Annotated in this window: 16 protein-coding genes; 9 read left to right on the top strand and 7 right to left on the bottom strand. The window is 68.4% G+C overall.

Features of this window, described 5'->3' with window-relative positions:
- Positions 1–83: 83 nt before the first annotated feature.
- The 4 genes from NS6_RS00900 to NS6_RS00915 all read left to right on the top strand — a co-directional run bounded on the left by NS6_RS00900 (position 84) and on the right by NS6_RS00915 (position 4361).
- On the top strand, positions 84–1229 hold the full coding sequence (locus NS6_RS00900; RefSeq protein ID WP_068035278.1) for an FAD-dependent oxidoreductase: 1146 nt from the start codon (positions 84–86) through the stop codon (positions 1227–1229).
- 30 nt (positions 1230–1259) lie between these two features.
- A complete protein-coding gene (locus tag NS6_RS00905) occupies positions 1260–2000 on the top strand; it encodes a hypothetical protein (protein ID WP_068035279.1) in 741 nt (246 codons plus the stop codon).
- Between the two features lie 482 nt (positions 2001–2482).
- Complete coding sequence (locus tag NS6_RS00910) at positions 2483–3298, top strand: DUF2382 domain-containing protein (RefSeq protein ID WP_068035992.1); 816 nt, start codon at positions 2483–2485, stop codon at positions 3296–3298.
- A gap of 199 nt (positions 3299–3497) precedes the next feature.
- Positions 3498–4361, top strand: a complete 864-nt coding sequence (locus tag NS6_RS00915; RefSeq protein ID WP_068035281.1) for an alpha/beta fold hydrolase — start codon at positions 3498–3500, stop codon at positions 4359–4361.
- 238 nt (positions 4362–4599) lie between these two features.
- Here the strand turns inward: NS6_RS00915 and NS6_RS00920 are convergent, their stop codons facing one another.
- Complete coding sequence (locus NS6_RS00920) at positions 4600–9255, bottom strand: cation-translocating P-type ATPase (RefSeq protein ID WP_068035283.1); 4656 nt, start codon at positions 9253–9255, stop codon at positions 4600–4602.
- 83 nt (positions 9256–9338) lie between these two features.
- On the opposite strand from NS6_RS00920, the gene NS6_RS00925 reads away from it, so the two are divergent.
- The 3 genes from NS6_RS00925 (at position 9339) to NS6_RS00935 (ending at position 12467) form a co-directional block, all read left to right on the top strand.
- Positions 9339–10421, top strand: coding sequence for a DNA glycosylase AlkZ-like family protein (locus tag NS6_RS00925; RefSeq protein WP_068035285.1), 1083 nt, complete (start codon positions 9339–9341; stop codon positions 10419–10421).
- Between the two features lie 256 nt (positions 10422–10677).
- Positions 10678–11865, top strand: coding sequence for an alcohol dehydrogenase catalytic domain-containing protein (locus tag NS6_RS00930; protein ID WP_068035994.1), 1188 nt, complete (start codon positions 10678–10680; stop codon positions 11863–11865).
- A gap of 143 nt (positions 11866–12008) precedes the next feature.
- The gene (locus NS6_RS00935) at positions 12009–12467 is read left to right on the top strand and encodes a MaoC family dehydratase (RefSeq protein WP_068035287.1); all 459 of its coding nucleotides are present in this window, start codon (positions 12009–12011) and stop codon (positions 12465–12467) included.
- Positions 12468–12488: 21 nt separating this feature from the next.
- Here the strand turns inward: NS6_RS00935 and NS6_RS00940 are convergent, their stop codons facing one another.
- From NS6_RS00940 to NS6_RS00960, 5 genes are all read right to left on the bottom strand, one after another.
- A complete protein-coding gene (locus NS6_RS00940) occupies positions 12489–13616 on the bottom strand; it encodes an NDMA-dependent alcohol dehydrogenase (RefSeq protein WP_068035289.1) in 1128 nt (375 codons plus the stop codon).
- A gap of 167 nt (positions 13617–13783) precedes the next feature.
- Entirely contained in the window at positions 13784–14605 is an 822-nt protein-coding gene (locus NS6_RS00945; RefSeq protein WP_068035291.1) for a mycofactocin-coupled SDR family oxidoreductase, read from the bottom strand.
- A gap of 136 nt (positions 14606–14741) precedes the next feature.
- Positions 14742–15455 carry a 3'(2'),5'-bisphosphate nucleotidase CysQ gene (locus NS6_RS00950; protein WP_068035293.1) on the bottom strand — a complete coding sequence of 238 codons (714 nt, stop codon included), beginning with the start codon at positions 15453–15455 and terminating at the stop codon, positions 14742–14744.
- Between the two features lie 148 nt (positions 15456–15603).
- Complete coding sequence (locus NS6_RS00955) at positions 15604–15750, bottom strand: DUF1059 domain-containing protein (protein ID WP_068035295.1); 147 nt, start codon at positions 15748–15750, stop codon at positions 15604–15606.
- Positions 15751–15820: 70 nt separating this feature from the next.
- A complete protein-coding gene (locus NS6_RS00960) occupies positions 15821–17095 on the bottom strand; it encodes a cytochrome P450 (RefSeq protein ID WP_157112568.1) in 1275 nt (424 codons plus the stop codon).
- Between the two features lie 416 nt (positions 17096–17511).
- On the opposite strand from NS6_RS00960, the gene NS6_RS00965 reads away from it, so the two are divergent.
- A complete protein-coding gene (locus tag NS6_RS00965) occupies positions 17512–18375 on the top strand; it encodes an SAM-dependent methyltransferase (RefSeq protein ID WP_068035296.1) in 864 nt (287 codons plus the stop codon).
- 138 nt (positions 18376–18513) lie between these two features.
- Complete coding sequence (locus NS6_RS00970; protein WP_084470510.1) at positions 18514–19575, top strand: oxidoreductase; 1062 nt, start codon at positions 18514–18516, stop codon at positions 19573–19575.
- 26 nt (positions 19576–19601) lie between these two features.
- On the opposite strand, the gene NS6_RS00975 is transcribed toward NS6_RS00970, so the two are convergent.
- Positions 19602–20474, bottom strand: a complete 873-nt coding sequence (locus tag NS6_RS00975; protein WP_068035300.1) for an acyl-CoA thioesterase — start codon at positions 20472–20474, stop codon at positions 19602–19604.
- Positions 20475–20571: the final 97 nt, after the last annotated feature.

The raw sequence follows: 20571 nt of genomic DNA on the forward strand, positions 1-20571 counted from the left end.
CAACAAGTGTTGACATAGCGTTCGCGGTCGCTTTATCGTTGTTGCCAACAGTTGTTGACTTCAGAAAGGCGCAGGTGGGAGACATGTCCACACCCGAAATCGACGTTATCGTCGTGGGCGCGGGGCCGGTCGGCCTCACCACCGCGATCGTGCTTACTCAGCTCGGGCACCGGGTGCGGATCGTCGACGACCAGGCCGCCGGGGCGAACACCTCCCGTGCCGCCGTGGTGCATTCGCGCACCCTCGAACTCCTCGACCCCTACGGCGTTGTCCCGGCATTGGCCGGTCGCGGAGTGCCCATTCCGCGCTTCACCATTCGCGACCGGGACCAGGTGCTGGTATCGGTGCCTTTCGCCGGACTGCCCACCGCCTACCCCTACACGCTGATGATCTCCCAGGCCGATACGGAGAAATTCCTGCTCGAGCGGGCGGCCGAACTGGGCGTCGTCGTGGACCGACCGGTCACCGTGGCGGCGATCGTCCAGGACGACGACTCGGTGACCGCGACGCTGTCCGACGGCGAGCGGATATCCGCCCGCTATCTGATCGGCGCGGACGGGATGCACAGCACGGTGCGTGAGGAGGCGGGGATCGGATTCACCGGCGGCAGCTACGTGGAATCGTTCGGCCTGGCCGATATCCGGTTGACCGGCGGCATCCCCTGCGACGAGGTCATCCTCTATTTCTCGCCGGCGGGCCTGGCAGTGGTGGCGCCGCTACCCGACGATATGTACCGGGTCGTCGCTGTCGCCGACGACGCACCGCGTGATCCGGATACCGGCTTCGTGCAGCGGCTGCTGGACGACCGCGGCCCGCAAGCAGTTCCGGCGGTGGTCACCGAGGTGGTGTGGGGTTCGCGCTTCCGCGTCCACCACCGCCTCGCCGACACCTATCGGCGCGGGCGCATCCTGCTTGCCGGCGACGCCGCCCATGTCCATTCACCCGCCGGCGGACAGGGGATGAACCTCGGTATCGAAGACGCCGTAACCACCGGCCGGATGCTGTCCCGGGTGCTGCTCGGAGAGAGCACGACGCTGCTCGACGAGCACGCGGCGGCACGACGCACCACAGCCCGCTCGGTGATGTCGACCGCCGGAAGGCTCACCGATGCCGCCACAATACCGGCCGCCGCTCGGCCGTTGCGCAATATCGGGCTGCGTATCGCCGGTGCCTCGCCGATCGTCCGGCGGCGGCTCGCTCACCGGTTGTCCGGGCTCGACCGCCGCTGAACCGGAACCGAACCACTCGAGGAGACCGCCATGCGCGTCGTCAACGAACACCATGCAAGCAAGGCCCGCCTGGCCGACCCCACCGGTAATGGGTTCCTGCTGCTCGCGGCCGAGGTAGGTGACCAGTTCGGGCCCCTGCCGCGGCCCTCGGCGCCACGCCGCCGGATACTGGCACGGATCGGCCCGCTGAGTGAGCGGCTGGCCGAACGGCCCGATGTCCTCGAGGCGACGGTCTTCCGCGCCGCGCTGCGCCCACCTGGTGAGGGCGCGCAGATCCTGCGTGGCGCGGGTGTGCGTCCCGCCCGTTTCGATGTCGTCGTACTCGTCAGGACGGAATCCGTGGCCGCACTCGCTGCCATCCGCACCGATCCGGCCTGGCGAGAGCTGGCCGGCCTGCTGGGAGAGTCGGCGCGCCGCACTCATCTCGTTGCGGCGAGCAGTCCCGCCCGGATCGGCGATGTGGACCACGGTCCCGACCACTGGTTCCTGTTCAACTACTTCTATGGCGACGACCCTAGGACCGTGCACGATATCTGGGAGTACACCGCGGGTTGGTTCCAGCGGAAGACGGCGCTGCCGAACTCGGTGCCCCTACGCCCGCTGCCGGGGGAACTCGCCGACTACACGCTGATCAACCACGCGTCCTGGCCGGCGCTGCGCACCTTTCTCCCCGGGCTCCTTTTTCGCCCGACATTCCGTTCGTTCGTCCTCGCGAACTTCGCCGCGAACGGTATCGCCGCTCAGCCGATCATCTACCGGCGGCTGCCCTGAGCATCCCCGCCGGATCCGGATTGCCGGCAGATCGCCGATGGTTGCCGATGGCGCCGATCGTGCAGTGTTTTCCGGCGTGACAGCGGCTCGGGGAATTGCCGTTCACCGGATTCCTCCGGGTCACAGGGCTGTGAACTGCATGGAATCTCGTCTACCGAACTCGAATGACACCGTTCACCAGGGGCTGGGATTTCGAGAATTTTCCGGCTGCCCTGTTTGCCGGGAATTGTCCCGGGTAGTTGCCGGGGAGGTAGCCGATCGACACTCCGCACCGAGTGAGTGCCCGGCGGTTACCCGAAACAGCCGAAGCCGCGCCCGATGCGGAACCGAACACCGGGAGCGGCGAGCACGCCGAATCGCGGCGGCTACCGGCACCCGGATCCGGGGGCAGCCGTCCTCGAGCGCCCGGCCCCGGGAACGGTCCGCGTGACGCGACTCGGTTCGCCGATCACGTATCGGACGAGAAGCTAGGAGGAGCAGCCATGGCTCAACAGGTGGAAGAACTGATCGGAGACGCCGTCTACGATCTGGACGGCGACAAGATCGGCAAGGTGAAGCGGGTCTACGTCGACAATTCTTCCGGCGCCCCGACCTGGGCGTCGGTGAGCACCGGACTTTTCAGCGACGATTCCCTGGTGCCGCTGGCCGGAGCTCAGCTGCGGCAGGACACTGGGGAACTGCAGGTCCGGGTGCACAAGGAAGCGGTGAAATCCGCGCCGCATCTGGAACACGACGGCCTGATCAGCCGCGAATCGGAGGACGAATTGTTCGTCCACTACGGAATCGACCCGGGTCGCTCCGGCTGGGACGACTACGGGCGGCACGCCGAGCGGCCCGGCGGCGATACCACGGGTACGGCGGCCGGTATGGGCACCGCCGCGGGCATGGGCACCGCCGCCGGTATGGGCGGCACCACCGCACCGCCTGCGGACCGGGAATCCATGGTGCGTTCGGAAGAACAGCTCGACGTCGGCACCGAAGAGCGGGAGTCCGGCCGGGCCCGGATGCGTAAATACGTGGTCACCGAAGAACAATCGGTCACCGTGCCCACCCGCCACGAGGAGGTGCGCGTCGAACGGGAACCCATCACCGACCCCAGTACGGTGAACGCGGACCTCGGTGACGAAGAACGGGAGGTCACACTGCACGAAGAGCGGGTGACCGTGCACAAGGAATCCGTGCCCGTCGAACGGGTCCGCCTCGCGGTCGACGAGGTCGAGGAGGATCAAACCGTCTCCGATACCGTCCGTAAGGAACGGATCGAGACCGAAGGAACCGATCGCGACGACCGTCGCTGAATCCTGCACGCCACGGGATCCCGGGTGAGGAGCCCGGGATCCCGTTTCGTCGGGAACCCGCCTCCTCGGCATTCATCGGCCGCCGTTGCGGATAAGCGGAGATATCCCGTCTGGTGGCCGCGCGCTCGATTGCACCGATGACTTTCGGATGAACCTGTCGTCGATACTTCCGGATAGACCGGCAGACAGGAGTCCAGGTATGACAGGACCTTTTCGAACGGGCACGACCACAGTGCGGGCACACGGCCTCGTTCTCGGCATCGAGAGCTTCGGCCGCGAGGACGATCCGCTGGTTCTGCTGATCGGCGGCACAACCATGCTGTCGTGGCCCGGCGTGTTGTGCGAGCGGCTCGCCTCGGGCGGGCGGCGCGTGGTCCGCTACGACCTGCGAGACTCCGGCGCATCGACGACCCTCGACCCGGAGAACCCGGCATATGACCTGCGGGATCTCGCTGCCGACGCGGTCGCGCTGGTCGAGACGCTCGGTGCCGGGACTGCCCATCTCGGCGGGATCGGCGTCGGCGGGATGGTCGCTCAGGTCGCCGTGTTGGACCACCCGGATATGTTCTCGGCACTGACCCTCGTCGGCACCCGGCCGGTAGCGCCGGGCCCGGTCGACGATGACCTGCCCGACCACGACGGCGCGGTGATGGGCGCGATGTTCGCCCGCCCACAGCCCGACTGGACCGACCGGAACGCTGTCGCGGCGTTCGCCGCCGAGGGGGCGGAGCCGATGGGCAACGATCCGCAGCAGGCGCAGGCGACGGCGGCGCGGATCTGGGACCGGACACCGTCGGGCGATCCCGCGGTGCACCAGGCGAACCAGCTCGGGATGGTGTTCTCCCGGATCGACTGCGCCCCACGCTGGCGGGAGCGGCTCGGTGAGCTCGATATGCCCACGCTCGTGGTACATGGTCGCGCCGATCCGTTCTTCCCGGTCGGCAACGGCGAGGTCCTTGCCGCCGAAATCCCCGGGGCGCAACTACTTGTCCTCGACGATATGGGTACCGCCCTGCGCCATGCCGCGGCAGACGAGGTCGCGGCCGCCATGCTCGCCCTGTGAGCTCCCGGATTGCTCGGCATCCTGAGCCGGCGGATCGCACGGATGCCGCGCAGCGGGACGCCACATCGCCCGGTGCACGTCGCGGCTGGTCAGCTCTGCAACGGCCCGGACCGCTCCCCGGTCAGTGGCTGTCGACGGCAGTTCCGGCTGTCCGGCCGAAATGAGGTCCGGTCCGCACCGACCACAGCGGGTCGCCGCCCGGCGCGCTTCGGCGCACTCCGGTGGGCGGCGATACCGGTTACGCGTCCTGTCCGACCTCGGCCTGTTCGGCGGTTTCCGCTTCGGTGAGGGACTCCCGTTCACCTCCGGGCAGGGCCGGGGTATCGGGGCGACCTGTTCCCGCGGCGGGAAGCAGCCGTGGCAGCAGCGCGGAGCCCGCGGTGGCACCCGCCGCCGCGGTGGTCGCGATGGACCACCCGATGGGACCGAGGGGGGTGCAACCGAAGTAGGCACCAAGCCCCGGCGTCATGACGACGACCCCCAGAACCGCACCGCTGGCGGCGGTGGTGACCCACACCAGCGGGCTGCGATAGCCGGCGACCAGCGTCTGGCCCAGCTGGGTGCCGATCAGTGCGACCAGACCGATGGTGTCCGCACGCCGCTGGGTGCCGGTGTATCGGCCGACCAGCCACGCGGCCGACGCGCCGGTGGCGGTGGCGACACCGCGGACGGCGATCGTCCGGATCAGGTCGGAGCCGAGGCTGGCCGGTGGGATCGCGGCGAGCTGGCGTGCCCGCTCCTCCACCCAGTCCGAGTCGTCCTGTGTTTCGACACCTTCCTGACCACCGGCCAGGGCGAGCGCCAGGGCCGGGAACATATCGGTGAGCAGGTTGACCAGCAGGAACTGGCGGGTCCCCAGCGGTGCCCGGCCGCCGACCGCGGTCCCGAACAGAGTGAATGCGATCTCGCCGGCGTTGCCGCCGACCAGCACCGCGACCGAATCGGCCACTCGCTGCCACATACTGCGGCCTTCGACCAGCGCGTGCAGCAGTGCCCGCGGGTCGGGTTCGGTGAGCACGAGATCGGCGGCATTGCGGGCGGCCGCCGAACCGTGCGCGGCGATACCGATCCCGATATCGGCGGTGCGGATGGCGGCGGCATCGTTGCTGCCGTCACCGGTCATTCCCACGACATGGCCGTTGCGGCGCAGCGCCGTGACGATCCCGACTTTCTGCTCCGGGTCTATCCGGGCGAAAACGGTGCTGCGCTCGATCAGCTCCCGTCGCTCGGTTTCGTCGAGTTCGTCGAGGTCCGCACCCGTGGTCACCGTGCCCACGGTGATGCCGAGCTGCCGGGCGACCGCGGCCGCGGTGACCGGGTGGTCGCCGGTGATCATGCGAACCCCGACCCCGTTGTCCTGTAGCGCGCGCACGAGATACGGGGTCTGCGGGCGCGGTCTATCGGCGATCCCCAGGAACCCGAGCAACGTGAGTTCGTCCACGGCGGTCTCCATATCCTGCGGATGCTCCGGCAGGTCACGGCGGGCCACCACGAGGACCCGCAGGCCCTGTTCGGCAAGATCTCGTACCTTGGCATCGGCGTGTTCGCGCAGCTCGTCGGTCAGGGACGGATCCGGTTTCGTACCGGTGCCTACCCGCGTGCAGCGCGGCAATACAACCTCCGGTGCGCCTTTGACCACGAGCCGGAGTTTGTTCGCAGTCCGGCCGACTGCCGCGGCGTATCCGCGGTTGGATTCGAACGGTATCTCGTCGAGGGGATCCCAGCGGTGGGCGTCGGATTCGAGCGTTTCGGCGGCGGCGTCGAGGACGGCGCGGTCGGTGGCATGCAGCACCGGCCCGTCGTCGGGTTCGGGGCAGGCCCGGGCGGCGGCCCGCAACAATCGCTGCGCCGTGGCGGAATCGCTGCCGGGTCGCCATTGTTCGTCGAGATCGGCGAGTGCGGTGAGCCGCAACCGGCCCTCGGTGAGGGTGCCGGTTTTGTCGAAGCACAATTCGTCGACCCGGCCCAGTGCCTCCACCGCACGGTTGGCGCGGACCAGCACTCCGTAACGGGACAACCGCCGCGCCGCCGCGAGCTGCGCCACCGTCGCCACCAGCGGCAACCCCTCGGGCACCGCGGCCACCGCCACCCCGACACCGTCGGAGATCGCCGCGCGCAGGGTGCGCCCGCGGAGGCCGCCGAGTGCGGTGACGATCGCGCCGCCGGTCAGCGTCAGCGGCAGCGCGCGATCGGTGAGTGAGCGCAACTGCGCCTGCACACCACCCTTGTCCGGTGGTACCGCCCCTGCCGTAGCGCGGCCGGCCTGCGTATCGGCGCCGACCGCGACGACCACTGCCACCGCGGAACCGCTGACCACGGTGGTGCCTTCGAAAACGAGGCAGGCGCGGTCGCCTACAGCGGCGCCTGGAGTGGCCTCCACTGTCTTGGGAACCGTCACCGATTCACCGGTCAGCCCGGATTCGTCCATTTCCAGGTCCTCGGTGCGCAGCAGTCGCGCGTCGGCGGGAACCACCTCGCCCGCGTGGACGACGAATACGTCCCCGATCTCCAGGCACTCGGCGGGCACCTCGGTGCTCGCCGGTTCCGCGGCGTCGATCTCGGCCCGGTCGATCACCTTGCCGTTCAGTCGCTCCCCCTCGAGTAGTTCCTGCAATTCGTTTTCCGCCGCCTGCCGCTGACGGGCGGAGATCATGGCGTTCACGGCGAGCACCGAGGACAGCAGCACGGCATCGGACGGGGAGCCCAGAATCGCGGTCGCCACCGCACCCACGCCGAGCACCGGGGTCAGTGGGTCGGCCAGCTCGCGCCGCATATGGCCGAGGTAGCCCGTGACCGGCGCGAACGCGGTAGGTATCGCGCTGCGCCCGGCGGGCTCGCCGGTGTGCCGTTGCGCCGGGTTCGCCGGCTCCGGCAACCGGGACAGCACCTCGCCCGGTTCGAGGGCATGCCAAGGCAACAGTGGTGCGGGCGCGCCCACGGCATCCGGCCGGGCCGCCCGCAGACCGGTCACCGCGCCGTTGAACAGGCCCGCGAAGTTCGCCGCGATCATCGGCGCGGTACGGGACCGGGCGTCCGGTGCCGCGGCCAGGATCAGCCCGGTGAGGCTACAGGCCGACAACGCCAGGGTGCGACCGCGTTCGCTGACCTGCCGCGCGGGCCCGACCGCCGCCAGCGTGCGCCGCACCTGCTCCAGGTTGCGGCACAGCAGGTCCGCCGACCACGGCACATGGATACCGCCGCCTTCGCAGCCGATGAGACCGATCGCGACATCGGCGTGGTCGAGTGCCTTGTGCGCCCGGGTGCTCAGCACCGCCACTGCGTGACCGTCCTGCTGCAGGCGTTCCACGTGCGCGCTGAGCGACCCGCGCGCGGACACGAATTCGTCCGCGACCCCGCGTAGTTCGGCAGCGTCGCGGTGACCGGCCAGCACTGTGCGCAAACCTGCGCGGCGGGCGGCGTTGAGCACACTGTGTGCGCGCGGATCCAGTTCTCGGCCGATCAGTACCCGTCCGACGACCCGGTCGCCGAAACGCAGTTCCCGTTCGACCGGGCGGCTGGTGGGCCCGCGGTCGCGAGTTCCGGAGTGTGGGTGCACCAGCCGCGTCGGATGGCCGTCGGTGCCGGCGTTGTCCTCCGGTGACCACAGCAACCGTTGCGCGGTGCTCCAGACCCGCGCATCCGGCCACTGCGGATCAGAACTCTCGGCCTCGAGCACCACCCGGCGGGTGGTGGCCAGGGATTCGGCATCGACGACCACCGCCGTCAGCCTGTCGAAGCGCCGCCACGCGGCCGGATGCAGAGTGAGGACACCGGCCGCTGACAGAGTGGTGGATACAGTGGCCGAGTAGACCTCCCGCCCGGCCCGCGCCGCTTTCGGGGCGCCGAGAAGGAGGGCGTCGGCGATATCGCCCGCCCGGCCGAGCCCGGCGAGGGTGGTGGCACCGGCGAGCGCGGCGGCGGAGGTTTCGTCGGCGACCCGCTCGACGGGTCCGTGCGGTAGGTCGGTGGGCCGGGTGAAACGCGGTAGCGGTTTGTCGACCCCGAAATGCTCGGCATCGACGATATCGGCCTCCCATTCGCGCCACTGCGCGTGCCGAGCCACGGCTTCGGTGAGGGCGAAACCACGCTGGACGGTATCGGCCACCAGGTTCGTCACGCCGCCGGCCGCGCCCTCGCCGAGCGCCGAGCCCGCGGCATTGGCCACCGCCAGCAGTAGATCGGTGCGGGTACTGCCGAGCCGTTCCTCGAGGTGCCGGCGCAGCCGGGGCTGAGCGTCGGTGAACGCCGCGACCGAGCGCACACCGCGCATGACCCCGCGCAGCGGGGGGACGGTGCCGGCCGCGGAGATCGCGATCGCGCAGATATCGCCGGCTACCTCGATCGCGGCCGCGATCACCGGTTCGCGGTCCGCGGGGAACTCCACGGCGCGGCTCCAGCCCGCGTCGGCGACCTGTGATTCGCGTTCGACCTCCTCGATCTCCGCGAGTAACCGGTCGAGGTCGGCGCCGCTGGACAGCGCCGTCACGATCCGCCCGGTGACCGCGTTGACCCGCCACCACTGCACCCCGCGCAACCGGCCCAGATGCTGTTCCAATGCCCCGGTGACCGCGGACCGGTGGGTGTCGTCCAAGCCTTGGACCTCGATGGTGGCCCTGTCTTGCGAGATCGCGACCCGGCGTTGCGCGCGCCGGTCCCGGGGGTCGAGCAGCGCCGTCAGGTCGGCGCGTAACTCGCTGTTCCGGCCGGGCAGCAGCGGCGCGATTCCGGTGGCCACCGTCGTGGCCATCTTCTCTGCGGTCCGGACAGGGGTTTCCGCCACCTGGAGTCCGGTGTCGACCGCCCGCTGGGCCCCTGAACGCATTGCTTCGGTCACCGTGGCGACCGGTGCGGTGATCAGCCGGGGAGACAGGAGTGAGCGCACAGTCGGGGACATACCGGGGCGCTACCCCGCGGGCGCGGCCGCAAACCGCTCCGAACGGCTCGCCGTATGTCGGAGGGCATCGATAGTCTCACCGCATGTCTTCGGCATGGTTGCGCGCGAACGCGGTGTCCTGGTCCCTGCCCCGTACCTCCGGTACGCTCGCCGGCGCCCTGGCCGATATGGAGTTCGTCCAGGCCGATCCGATCCGTGCGCCGGCGCGCGCCCAAGATCTGATTCTGCGTCAGCGTGTCCGTGGTTACCGGGCCGGGGATCTCGACCGTCGCTATCGCGAGCTCGGTATCGACGAAGACATGGTGTACGCCTACGGCTACACCGTGCCCCGGCTGCGTCGGCTCCTGCACCCCCGCCACCACCCGCGGGCGACGAACGGTGCCTACCCGCACGACACCCGGTCGGCCGAGGTACTGGAATTCGTCAGGCACCGCGGGGTAGTGCACCCGCGCGAACTGCAAGAGCATTTCGGCCATCGCGGGGTGGCGAACGCCTGGGGCGGTATCTCCTCGGCCACCACCGTGTTACTCGAGGAGCTACACCGTTACGGGCTGCTGCGAGTGGCCGACCGGGTCTCCGGTATCCGGCGCTACGAGGAGGCCCCGGCCTCCGTGGAACCGGCATTGGATCCGGCGGCGCGGCGCCGGGCGCTGGCGCTGCGTATTGCCCGCACCCTCGCCCCGGCGGCGGAACCGACACTCACCGCGACGGTCAACCGGGCCGTCCGCTCGATCGGCGGCGCCACCGGCTCGGCCACGATCCGGGAATTGCTCGCCACCGGTGAACTGGCCGCGCGCACCGTCGACGGCGTGCGCTATGTGTGGCCGGCCGATCTGGTTCCCACCGACCGCCCGGCGCCGGCGCGGGTGCGTTTCCTGGCGCCGTTCGACCCACTGGTGTGGGACCGGAAACGGTTCGGCGCGATCTGGGGGTGGGATTACCGGTTCGAGGCCTACACACCCGTCGCGAAGCGGGTCCGCGGCTACTACGCGATGCCGATGCTGTGGCGCGACCGGGTGATCGGCTGGGCCCTCTGCGCGGGTGCGGGCAGCGAAGTCGATGTGGGGTTCGTCGATGGTGCCCCCGGGAGTAAAGCGTTCGCGACCGCCTTGGACGCGGAGATATCCCGGCTACAGGACTTCCTCGGCCCGCCCCCGCGGCGATAACGCCGCTGTGTGCTGATGCCTCCACTCGGCGGTATCGATCATCTCGCGCGGGGTACCGGTGTCGAATATCGGTCTGCACGGCATGCTCGCCCGCCCTGGGCGTGACCGGCCGAATCCCCGCCCGCAGGTACGGCGTTTGCCGCCATCGGTCCGGGGTAGCCGCCTACCGGACCGGCCCGGCAGCCGGTGTGGCTGTTCGATCCGCATCGTTTCCCTGCCGGAACAGCGCCGGAAGCCGTCGGCCGAGGGAGCGGATATGAAGGCTGTGACATGGCAGGGCAAACGCAATGTTCAGGTAGCCGATGTGCCCGAACCGCGGATCCAGGAGCCGGGTGATGCCGTCGTCCGGGTGACCTCCACCGCGATCTGCGGATCCGATCTGCACCTGTACGAACTACTGGGCCCGTTCATGTCCGCGGGCGATGTGCTGGGGCACGAGGTGATCGGGGTGGTGGAGGAAGCCGGTTCCGAGGTCACGAACCTCTCGAAAGGGGACCGCGTGGTGGTGCCCTTCCAGATCAGCTGCGGTGGTTGCGTGATGTGCAGGCAGGGGCTGATGACGCAATGCGAGACGACGCAGGTGCGGGATCAGGGCTGCGGCGCGGCGCTGTTCGGCTACTCCAAGCTCTACGGTCAGGTGCCGGGTGGGCAGGCCGAATACCTGCGGGTACCGCATGCCGATTTCACCCATATCCCGGTGCCCGACGGTCCCGCCGATACCCGATACCTATTCCTGTCGGATGTCCTGCCGACCGCCTGGCAAGCCGTCGAATACGCCGCCGTGCCGGACGGCGGATCGGTGACCGTGCTCGGGCTCGGCCCGATCGGCGAGATGGCTGCGCGGATCGCGCACCATCGCGGATTGCGGGTGATCGGCGTGGACCTGGTCGCCGAGCGGCTGGATCGGGCTGCCGCGCACGGTATCGACACCATCGACCTGGGGGCTGTGGGTGGTGGTCTCGCGGACGCGGTTCGCGACTGCACCGACGGCCGGGGCAGCGATGCGGTGATCGAGGCGGTCGGTATGGAGGCGCACGGGTCGCCGGTGGCGGCCGCGGCACAGCGGGCCATCTCGTACCTGCCGGCCGTGGTGGCCGCGCCGGCGATGAACACCGCGGGCCTGGACCGGCTCGCCGCGTTGCATGCAGCGATCGATATCGTCCGGCGCGGCGGAACGATCTCGATCATCGGCGTGTACGGCGGGATGGCCGATCCGCTGCCGATGCGGGTGCTGTTCGACAAACAGGTCCAATTGCGCATGGGCCAGGCGAATGTGAAGCGCTGGTGCGACGATATCCTGCCGCTGCTCGACGACAGCGATCCGCTCGGTGTGGAAACCTTCGCGACCCACCACCTGCCCCTTTCCGCGGCACCCGAGGCGTATCGCATGTTCCAGGCCAAGGACAACGGCGCGATCAAGATTGTCCTGGACCCCGCTGCCTGACGCGGTTCGCTGTCGTGGGAGAAATTTGCGACTCAGGGGGAGATGTGTCGGTTCGGGTTGAACTCCGGGACGAAGTGCGCAATACCTATTAGCGGAGTTGGGCTGTCGCGGCAGTACGCGGCACGGGATCGAAGGAGACATCTGTGCGCACATTCACCGGCAAGGACGACGTCCTCGCAGCAGTGGGGGAGACTCTCGGCACCAGCGACTGGGTGGAGGTTACCCAGCAGATGGTCGATCAGTTCGCCGAAGCGACCGGAGATCACCAGTGGATCCATGTCGACCCGGAACGGGCGAAGCGGGAGAGTCCGTTCGGTGGCCCCATCGCGCACGGCTATCTGACCCTGTCGATGCTGCCGTTGCTCGGTTCGCAGATCTTCGCGTTCGAGAATGCGAAACTGGGTATCAACTACGGTTCCAACAAGGTCCGGTTCCCGAGCCCGGTGCCGGTGGGTGCCAAGGTCCGTTCCACCGCTGTGCTGGCCGATGCCACCGAGGTGTCCGGTGGTGCGTTGCAACTGGTGGTACAGCACACTGTGGAGACCGACGGTGGCAGCAAACCCGCGCTGATCGCGGAGGCGGTGAGCCGGGTCGTGTTCTGATCCGGTGGAGTCCGGCGCCGGTCAGCGATCGGCGTCGGTGAACCGGATGATCCCGCGGATATTGCGGCCTTCGAGCATATCGGTGACCCCTTCGTTGATCTGCTCGAGCGAGTACTCGCGGGTGATCATATCGCCGAGACCGAGGTCGCCCAGCTTGTAGAGTGCCAGGACCTCCGGGATCAGCAGCTGGGGGTTCCCGCCGCCGAACAGGGTGCCGCACAGGCTCTTCTGCTGGAAGGTCAGTGCCGACAGGTTCATCCGGGGATTGGTTTCCGCGGCATCGCCGGTGGCGGCGAGGACGCAGCTTCCGGCCTTCGCGGTGATCCGCATCCATTTGGCCAGATCGTGGCCGTCGCACCGGCCGACCGCCACGATCACCGTGCGGCACATCTGTCCGCCGGTGATTTCTTCGATCGCGCCGATCGCACTGTCGATATCGGAGTAGGTGTGGGTGGCGCCGAACTTCGCGGCCTGCGTGCATTTCGCCTCGACCGGGTCCACCGCGAAGATCCGCCGCGCCCCGGATATCACGGCGGCCTGTACCGCTGCCGTGCCCACCGCGCCGACGCCGATTACGGCGATATCTTCGCCGGGCCGCACTGCGGCGGTGTTGACCACGGCGCCGTATCCGGTGGTGACGCTGCAACTGGCGAGGCAGGCGATATCGAACGGGATGGTGGGGTCGATCTTGACCACCGAACTCTTGTGCACCACCGCGTAGGGGGCGAAGGCGCCGATCAGCGAGGTGGGGTGTACATCGTGGTCGCGGGCCCGGATGCGGAAGGTGCCGTCGGAGACGGCACCCCGGGTGAGTAGTTCCTGGCCGCGGTCGCACAGGTTGTGATGGCCCGATAGGCAGGATTGGCACAGCCCACAGGCCGGGATGAACGAGAAAACCACATGGTCGCCCACTGCGAACCGGTCGACTCCCGCACCCACCTCGACGATCACGCCGGCGCCCTCGTGCCCGCCGAGGATCGGGAACTCGGCGGTGGGGACGTCACCGCTGGCCAGCCGCTGATCGAACTGGCACAGGCCGGCGGTTTCGACGCGAACCTTCACCTCACCGTGCTGGGGATCGCCGATCTCGATTTCCTCGACCGACCACGGCTGCGCGTAATCCCAGATCAAAGCACCCTTGGATTTCATCGGCTTCCCTAACTGTCGTGACGGTCGTGCACGTGGTCCGCGGCAGTACCCAGATTGCCTGATAATGCCATTCTCGGAAAGTGTTATATCGAATTTTCCTGCCGGTTTCTTGCACGACCCGCACGAGAGCCCGCCGCGGCGCCGCACGCGACCGCGGCGCGACGCTGTCAGTACTGCGCGGAACCGAGGTCCACCGAGATGCTGCCGGCGGTGACGAACCGGGATTCATCGCTCGCCAGCCAGCACACCGCGTCCGCGATATCCTCCGGCATCGCGATCCCCTCCGGCAGCAGTGGAGTGTTCATCCCGCCCAGCCGTCCGTTGGTTTCGGCCGCCCGGGTGAGGGCGCCGACCATATCGCCGGAACCCATCGGTGTGGCCACCGGGCCGGGGGCGACGCTGTTGACCCGGATCGAATGCTTACCGAGTTCGGCGGCGAATGCTCGCGCCATCCCGGTGACGGCGTGCTTACTCGAGGTGTAATGAACCATGAACGGCTGCATGGCCACCCCGGATGCCGAACTGATGAGAACGATCGACCCACCGCGCCCGCCGTCGATGATGTGCTGCGCGCCGGCCATCACGGTGTTCCAGGTTCCGGTGACATTGGTGTCGATCACCGCCCGGAACGATTCCGGGGTGATGGTGTCCCAGGGCTCGGGGATGCAGATCCCGGCATTGGCCACGATCACATCGAGGCGGCCGAACCGCGCTACCCCCTCGTCCACAACTGCGCGCATCGCCGCGAGATCCCGGGTATCGGCGGCGGTGGCGAAGATCTTGCCACCGGCACCCTCCACCAGGCGCACGGTTTCGTCGAGATCGTCCGGAGTCGCCGAATCGTAGGGCACTGTGGGCGGCAAGGGGGCGCACAGGTCGACAGCGATGATATCGGCGCCCTCGGCTGCCAGTCGCTGCGCATGCGCACGGCCCTGGCCACGCGCCGCCCCGGTGACGAAAGCTACTTTGCCGGATAGTCGACCGCTCACTTTTGCTCCTGTCGTTATGGGAAACGTCCGACCATTGTGGGCCGACGGGTGTTCCACGCGCACAGGCCGGGGTTCCCCGGTAGCGCCGAAAGCGGCACGCAGCGGCGCCGCGATCAGCGGTGCCGTCCCGGACCGGCTACTCCGACAACGCTTTCAGAGCGATCTCGGCCAGCTCGGGCCGGCAGATGATCAGATCGGGCAGGTACGGATCGGGCCGGTTGTAGCGCAGCGGGGACCCGTCGAGCCGGGACACATGAAGCCCGGCCGCGGCCGCGACGGCGACCGGGGCGCAGGAATCCCATTCGTACTGGCCGCCCGAATGGGCGTAGATATCGGCCTCCCCGCGCACCACCGCCATTGCCTTGGCCCCGGCCGATCCCATCGGTACCTCGGTGGCCGACAGCCGGGCGACGAGCTGCCGGACCTCGACGGAGGGGCGGCTGCGCGACAGTGCGACCCGTACGGTGCCCGGGGGCGGTGGGGCAGTGAGCACCGGAGGCCGTCCGGTGTGCAGGACCGAGCCCATGGCCGGGAGTGCGACAGCGCCGGCCACGGGCTCGCCGTCCACCGCCAGCGCCACGTGCACCGCCCAGTCCGGCCGCCCCGGTTCCCCGAATTCCCTGGTGCCGTCGAGGGGATCGACGATCCATACGCGGGAATGGTGCGTGCGAGCCGGGTCGTCGGGGGACTCTTCGGAAAGTACGGCATCCGCCGGTCGAAGCTCGGCCAATCGGTCCAGCAGTAGCCGGTTGGATCGCTCGTCACCGACCCGGCCGCCGAGTTCGCGGATCGACAGGAGCAATTCGCCGGCCTCTTCGGCCAAGGTTGCGGCGAGAGTGTGGTCGTCCATGGGGATCCTTCCTGGCGGGCGTTGCCGTCCGGATCCATCTAACACGCCTACGTCCGGCGCTCTCGCCGCGCGGTCGCGGTAGGGCCGGTGGCGGTGCGGCCCGTGTCCGGCCGGGGCCGGCGGCCGGTACGGGCGCGACGAGCCTCCGTCAGAAGGCCATGAACAGGATCTGATCCCGGGTGTAGTCGTGGCCGGGATGGTTCTCGGTCAGGTGCTTGCGCACGTTGTCGACCAGTTCGTCCTCGTCTGCGCCGGTCAGGTGTTCACCGCAGGGGCAGTTCAGCTGGGTTTTCATCGGTTGCCCTTTCATCGTGGGGAAGCAACGCCGCTCAGCGTAGTAGCCGGGGCGCCGCGATGACGACCGATCAGGCCCGGTGTACCGGCATCCGTTTGATGCCGTGGATGAAGTCGCTGTGCACATACTCCGGTTTCCCGAGTGTCACCTCGGGGACGCGGGTCAGCAGCTCGTGGAACAGTAGCCGCAACTGCATCCTGGCCAGCCAGGCGCCGAGACAGAAATGGGCGCCGCCGCCCCCGAACCCGGAGTGTGTATTCCGGGTTCGGGTGATGTCGAAGATATGCGGATCGTCGAGCGCGGTCTCGTCGCGATTGGCCGAACAGTAGAACAGCACGAGCTTGTCGCCGGCCAGGATCCGGGTGCCGGCGACTTCGGTATCGGCCACCGCGTGGCGAGCGAAATGCAGCACCGGTGTCGACCAGCGGATGAATTCCTCCACCGCGCCGCCGATTCGTGCATCGAAATCTTCCAGCAGCCATTCCCGCTGGGCGGGCCGGTCCACCAGCGCCTCGAATGCATGGGAGGTGGTCTGTTTGGTGGTGTCGTTACCGGCCGAGGCCAGTAGCACCATGAACGCCCCGATTTCCTCGTCGGTGAGGCTATGGCCGTCGACCTCGGCGGCGACGATGGCGGACATCAGATCGTCGCGGGGTTCCGCGCGCCGTAACCGGGCCAGATCGGTCCCGGCGCAGTGCAGAATTCCGAACTGCGCCATGAAGAACTCCGCGCGTTCGGCGAGGGCAGCGTATTCCTCGTCGCTGGAGCCGAACATGGCCTCGGCGGCCTGGGCGACCGAATCGCGTTGCGCCGGATCGATTCCGATCATGTCCGAAATCGTGCGCATGGGAAGTTTGCGCGACACGCTGTCGACGAAATCGACCGGCGCACCGGAAGACAGGTCCGCAAGGAACTCGCCGACGATCTCGGTGGCATTGGCCCGGATCTGGGATTCGATACGCCGCACCTGTTTCGGTGTGAACGCCGAACTGATCAGGCGCCGATAGCGGGTGTGCTCCGGGGGGTCCATGGTGAGGAAGAACGTGGTGGGCCGCTGCAGCTCTATGGGCATCGGGTCCATACTGATGCCCAGTGTCGAAGTGAACAGCTCGGGATGCCGGCTGACGAAGGCGATATCGTCGTGCCGGGTCACCGCCCAGTAGCCGGGTTCGGTATGCGGGAACAGCGCGGGTGGCGGTGCGTGCCAAGTGAGTCCGGGTTCGGTGCGCAGCTGCGCGAACACTTCGTCGCGGGCGCGGAAATCCCGGGCCCAGAACGCGGGCTGGGAAATATCGAGCCGGTGGTAGTGGCGCGATGCGGCGGGCGCGCTGTCGATAGGGCTCATGAGCGACTCCGAGCTCGGTGATCCATGGTGCGCGCGCGGAACAGGCGAGACAGGCTGAGTGCGCGCGAGTCGTAGAAATACTCTAGATCGCCACCCCCTCCCGGGCGGCGGCTTCCGGCGAATCCGGATGCGTCCGGCGGCCTCGCCACCCCCGGTCCCCTCATATTCCGCCCGATGGCCGTGCTCGGCGCGCGAAATCACCTGCTTCGAGTGCTTGTCCCGAAGTGATCGCGATGGACCGGACGCTGTGCGGCCAAAGATTTTTCGGCAGCTACCTGCGCGAATGAGTGCGGCGGAAATATTATTCGGGTGTTTTCCCGGCCGGCGATGAATTCGCGGCGGTGCTTCCGTCACCACTGTCGAGCCCTATTTGTCGACGTCGCACCACACCACAACCGGATAGAGAGAAAAACTCGATGCCAGATTCGTCGTTCAGCTCGCTGGGGCCCGGCCGCGCCCCGGCCGGGGTCGATACCTCCCGGGCCGGTATCGCTCGCGTCTACGATGCCAGCCTCGGCGGCAAGGACAATTTCGAGGCCGACCGTCAGGCGCTCGCCGCGGTCCTGGAAGTCGCGCCCGGTATGTGCGCGGTCTCGCGTCGGAACCGGGCCTGGTTGCGCCGCGTACTGCGGTACCTGGCCGGGGTCGTCGGTGTGGAGCAATTCCTGGATGCCGGTGCAGGGTTGCCCACCGTGAGCAATACGCATGAAATCGCCCAGCTGGTGAACCCCTGGGCGCGGGTCGTCTACCTGGACAATGATCCGATGGTCAGCGCGCAGGGCCGGGCATTGCTGGAAACCAACGAGGACACCGTCTATCTCCACGGAGATCTCACCGATCCGGATGTGCTTGCGGTGGATTCGTCGGTCTGGCGGTACCTGGACCAGGACCGGCCGGTCGCGGTGATACTGGGTTCCGTACTGCATCACCTGTCGGATTCCGCGGATCCCGCGAGCATCGTGGCCCGGGTGGTGGAGGCACTGAGCCCGGGGTCGTATGTGGCGATCACGCACTTCTGGGATCCGGGTGAGGATTCCCCGGACCACCAGCTCGCGCGTGAAGTGGAGCGGCGTTTCGTGGAAAATGCCGTGGGCTCGGGCTGGTACCGGACCCGAGCGGAGATCGAATCGTATTTCACGGGGCTGGAATTGATCGATCCGGGCGTAGTGCCGCTCGACGAGTGGTGGCCTTCGGGGCCGGTGCATCCGCCGGGGACCGCCGAAGAGCGTTTGATCCTGGGCGGAGTGGGTCGTAAGTGTGGGCTCGTGCCGTTGCTGTAGGTGCCGCGCCCTCGGTTTGGTAATGGTATTCTCTGAAAGAGAGAATTGGATTATACTTCCGCGGGACCGGCTGCCCGGTGGTGTGCGACAGAGCACGACCCCGGACGGCACAACACCCGCCGGAACTGGATAGATACCGTGAGCTCGTCGAACCAACCGTGGACAGTGGCCGAGGCGCCCGATCAGTCGGGCCGTACCGCAATGGTGACCGGATCGAACACCGGTATCGGCCTGGAGGTGGCGCGCGGGCTGGCCCGCCGTGGCGCGCGGGTGATCCTCGCCTGCCGCAACGACACCGCGGCCGCGCACGCCAAGCGGGATATCGAGGATTCGGCTCCGGGGGCCGATATCCGCACGACCCACGTCGATATCGGCAGCCTTGCCTCCATCGCCGACTGCGCGCGGCGCCTGCACGCCGAACTGCCCCGGCTCGACCTACTGATCAACAACGCCGGTGTCGTCACCGGTACACGGACGCTGACCGCCGACGGTTTCGAAAGCGATTTCGGGATCAACTTTCTCGGCCATTTCGCGCTCACCGCGCAACTGATCGATCTGCTCACTGCCGCGCCCGCCGGACGGGTGGTCGGCGTCGGCAGTCTCAGCCACGGTCGCGGCAACGCCGAACTGGATTTCGACGATCTGCAATCCGAGCACAGTTTCGGCCGCCTCCTCACCTATTCGCGGTCGAAGATGGCCGCCACGACGTTCATGGTGGAGTTGCAGCGCCGGCTCGCGACCGCCCGTGTGCCGGCCCTGTCGGTCGGAGCCCATCCCGGCGGGGTGCGGTCGACCATTCTGCGGGAACAGAGTCTCGTTGCCCGGATCGCCTACAGCGGTGTGGTGATGACCCTGGCCCGCCTGTTCACCCAGACCCCGGAGCAGGGCGCACTGCCGATTCTGCGAGCCGCGCTCGACCCCGCGGTGCAGGGGGGCGGTTTCTTCGGCCCGGCGAACCGCTGGGGACTGGTCGGCCCCCCGATCGCCGTGCCCGCCGCGCCGTCGGCCCACGACCCCGAAACCGGCCGGCGGCTGTGGGCGGTGGCCGAAGAACTGACCGGCGTGGAATTCTCCATCGGCACAACGGACGCGGCGACAACGGATCCGGCGATTTCGGACGATGCCCGGACGGCCCGGCCTATCGCGCCGCCCTCGAAGGAAGCGGCAGACGAAGGCGCGGCGCTGGAACGAGGCCGGTAGCCGGATCGGGGTCCGTCGCGGACTCGTCAACGCCGGCGAATCAGGCCTTCCTGCATGGTGGTTGCGCACAACCGCCCGGACCGGTCCAGGATTTCGCCATGGGCGAGCCCGCGGCCGCCGCCGGCCCATCGACCGTACTGGTCGTGCAGGAACCAGTCGTCGGCCCGCAGTGGCGCATGGAACCAGATGGAGTGGTTGACCGTCGCCACCTGGAGACCGTGGTCGCCCAGTTCTTCGCCGTGCGGGCCGATGGTCGCCGAGAGCAACAGCAGATCGCTCAGATACATCAGGCAGGCGGCTTGCTCGAGCCGCCCGTCGGGAAGCGGTGCCCGCGTACGCAACCACACGCGCTGCCGGGCCGGGGACACTTCGCCGCGCATGGCTTGCGCGCGGGCCGGCGGTTCCGGGAAGCGGGCCTCGATACCGAGCGCGTCGAGGAAGGTCGAGGTCCACTTCAGGGCCTCGGGATAGCCGGCGAAAGCCGAGGCGATATCGGGTAACTCATCGGGTCCGGGGGCGTCGAGAGTGGCAACCTGGTGTTGCAGACCTTCCTCTGTGCGGTGGAAGGAAGCGAGCATCGTGAAGATCACCCGGTCGTTCTGGAGTGCCTCGACCCGCCGGGTGGAGAACGAACCACCGTCGCGCACCGGCTCGACCACGAATTCGGTGGGAACGGTGGTGTCACCGGGTAGCAGGAAATACGTCTGCGCGGAATGGATCGGCCGATCCGCGGGAGCGGTGTGGCCTGCGGCCAATACTGCCTGACCCGCGACTTCACCGCCGTAGCTGCGCCGGGAAGGCCCGCCATGGGTGCGTCCCCGGAACCGGTACTCGCCGAGACGTCGGAGGGTGAGGCGGTCGGCCACCGATTCCGCGGGTCGCACAGCTTCCAGGCTCATGGCCACCTCCAGTGGTGCGGTGTGCGGCCGGGTGCCGCGGTGTTCGAGCGGGTGTGGTCGTGCCGTCGTCCCACATTCCGGTCCGGCGTGCGCACTG

Source organism: Nocardia speluncae NBRC 108251 (genome assembly GCF_001613245.1).
GTDB lineage: Bacteria > Actinomycetota > Actinomycetes > Mycobacteriales > Mycobacteriaceae > Nocardia > Nocardia speluncae.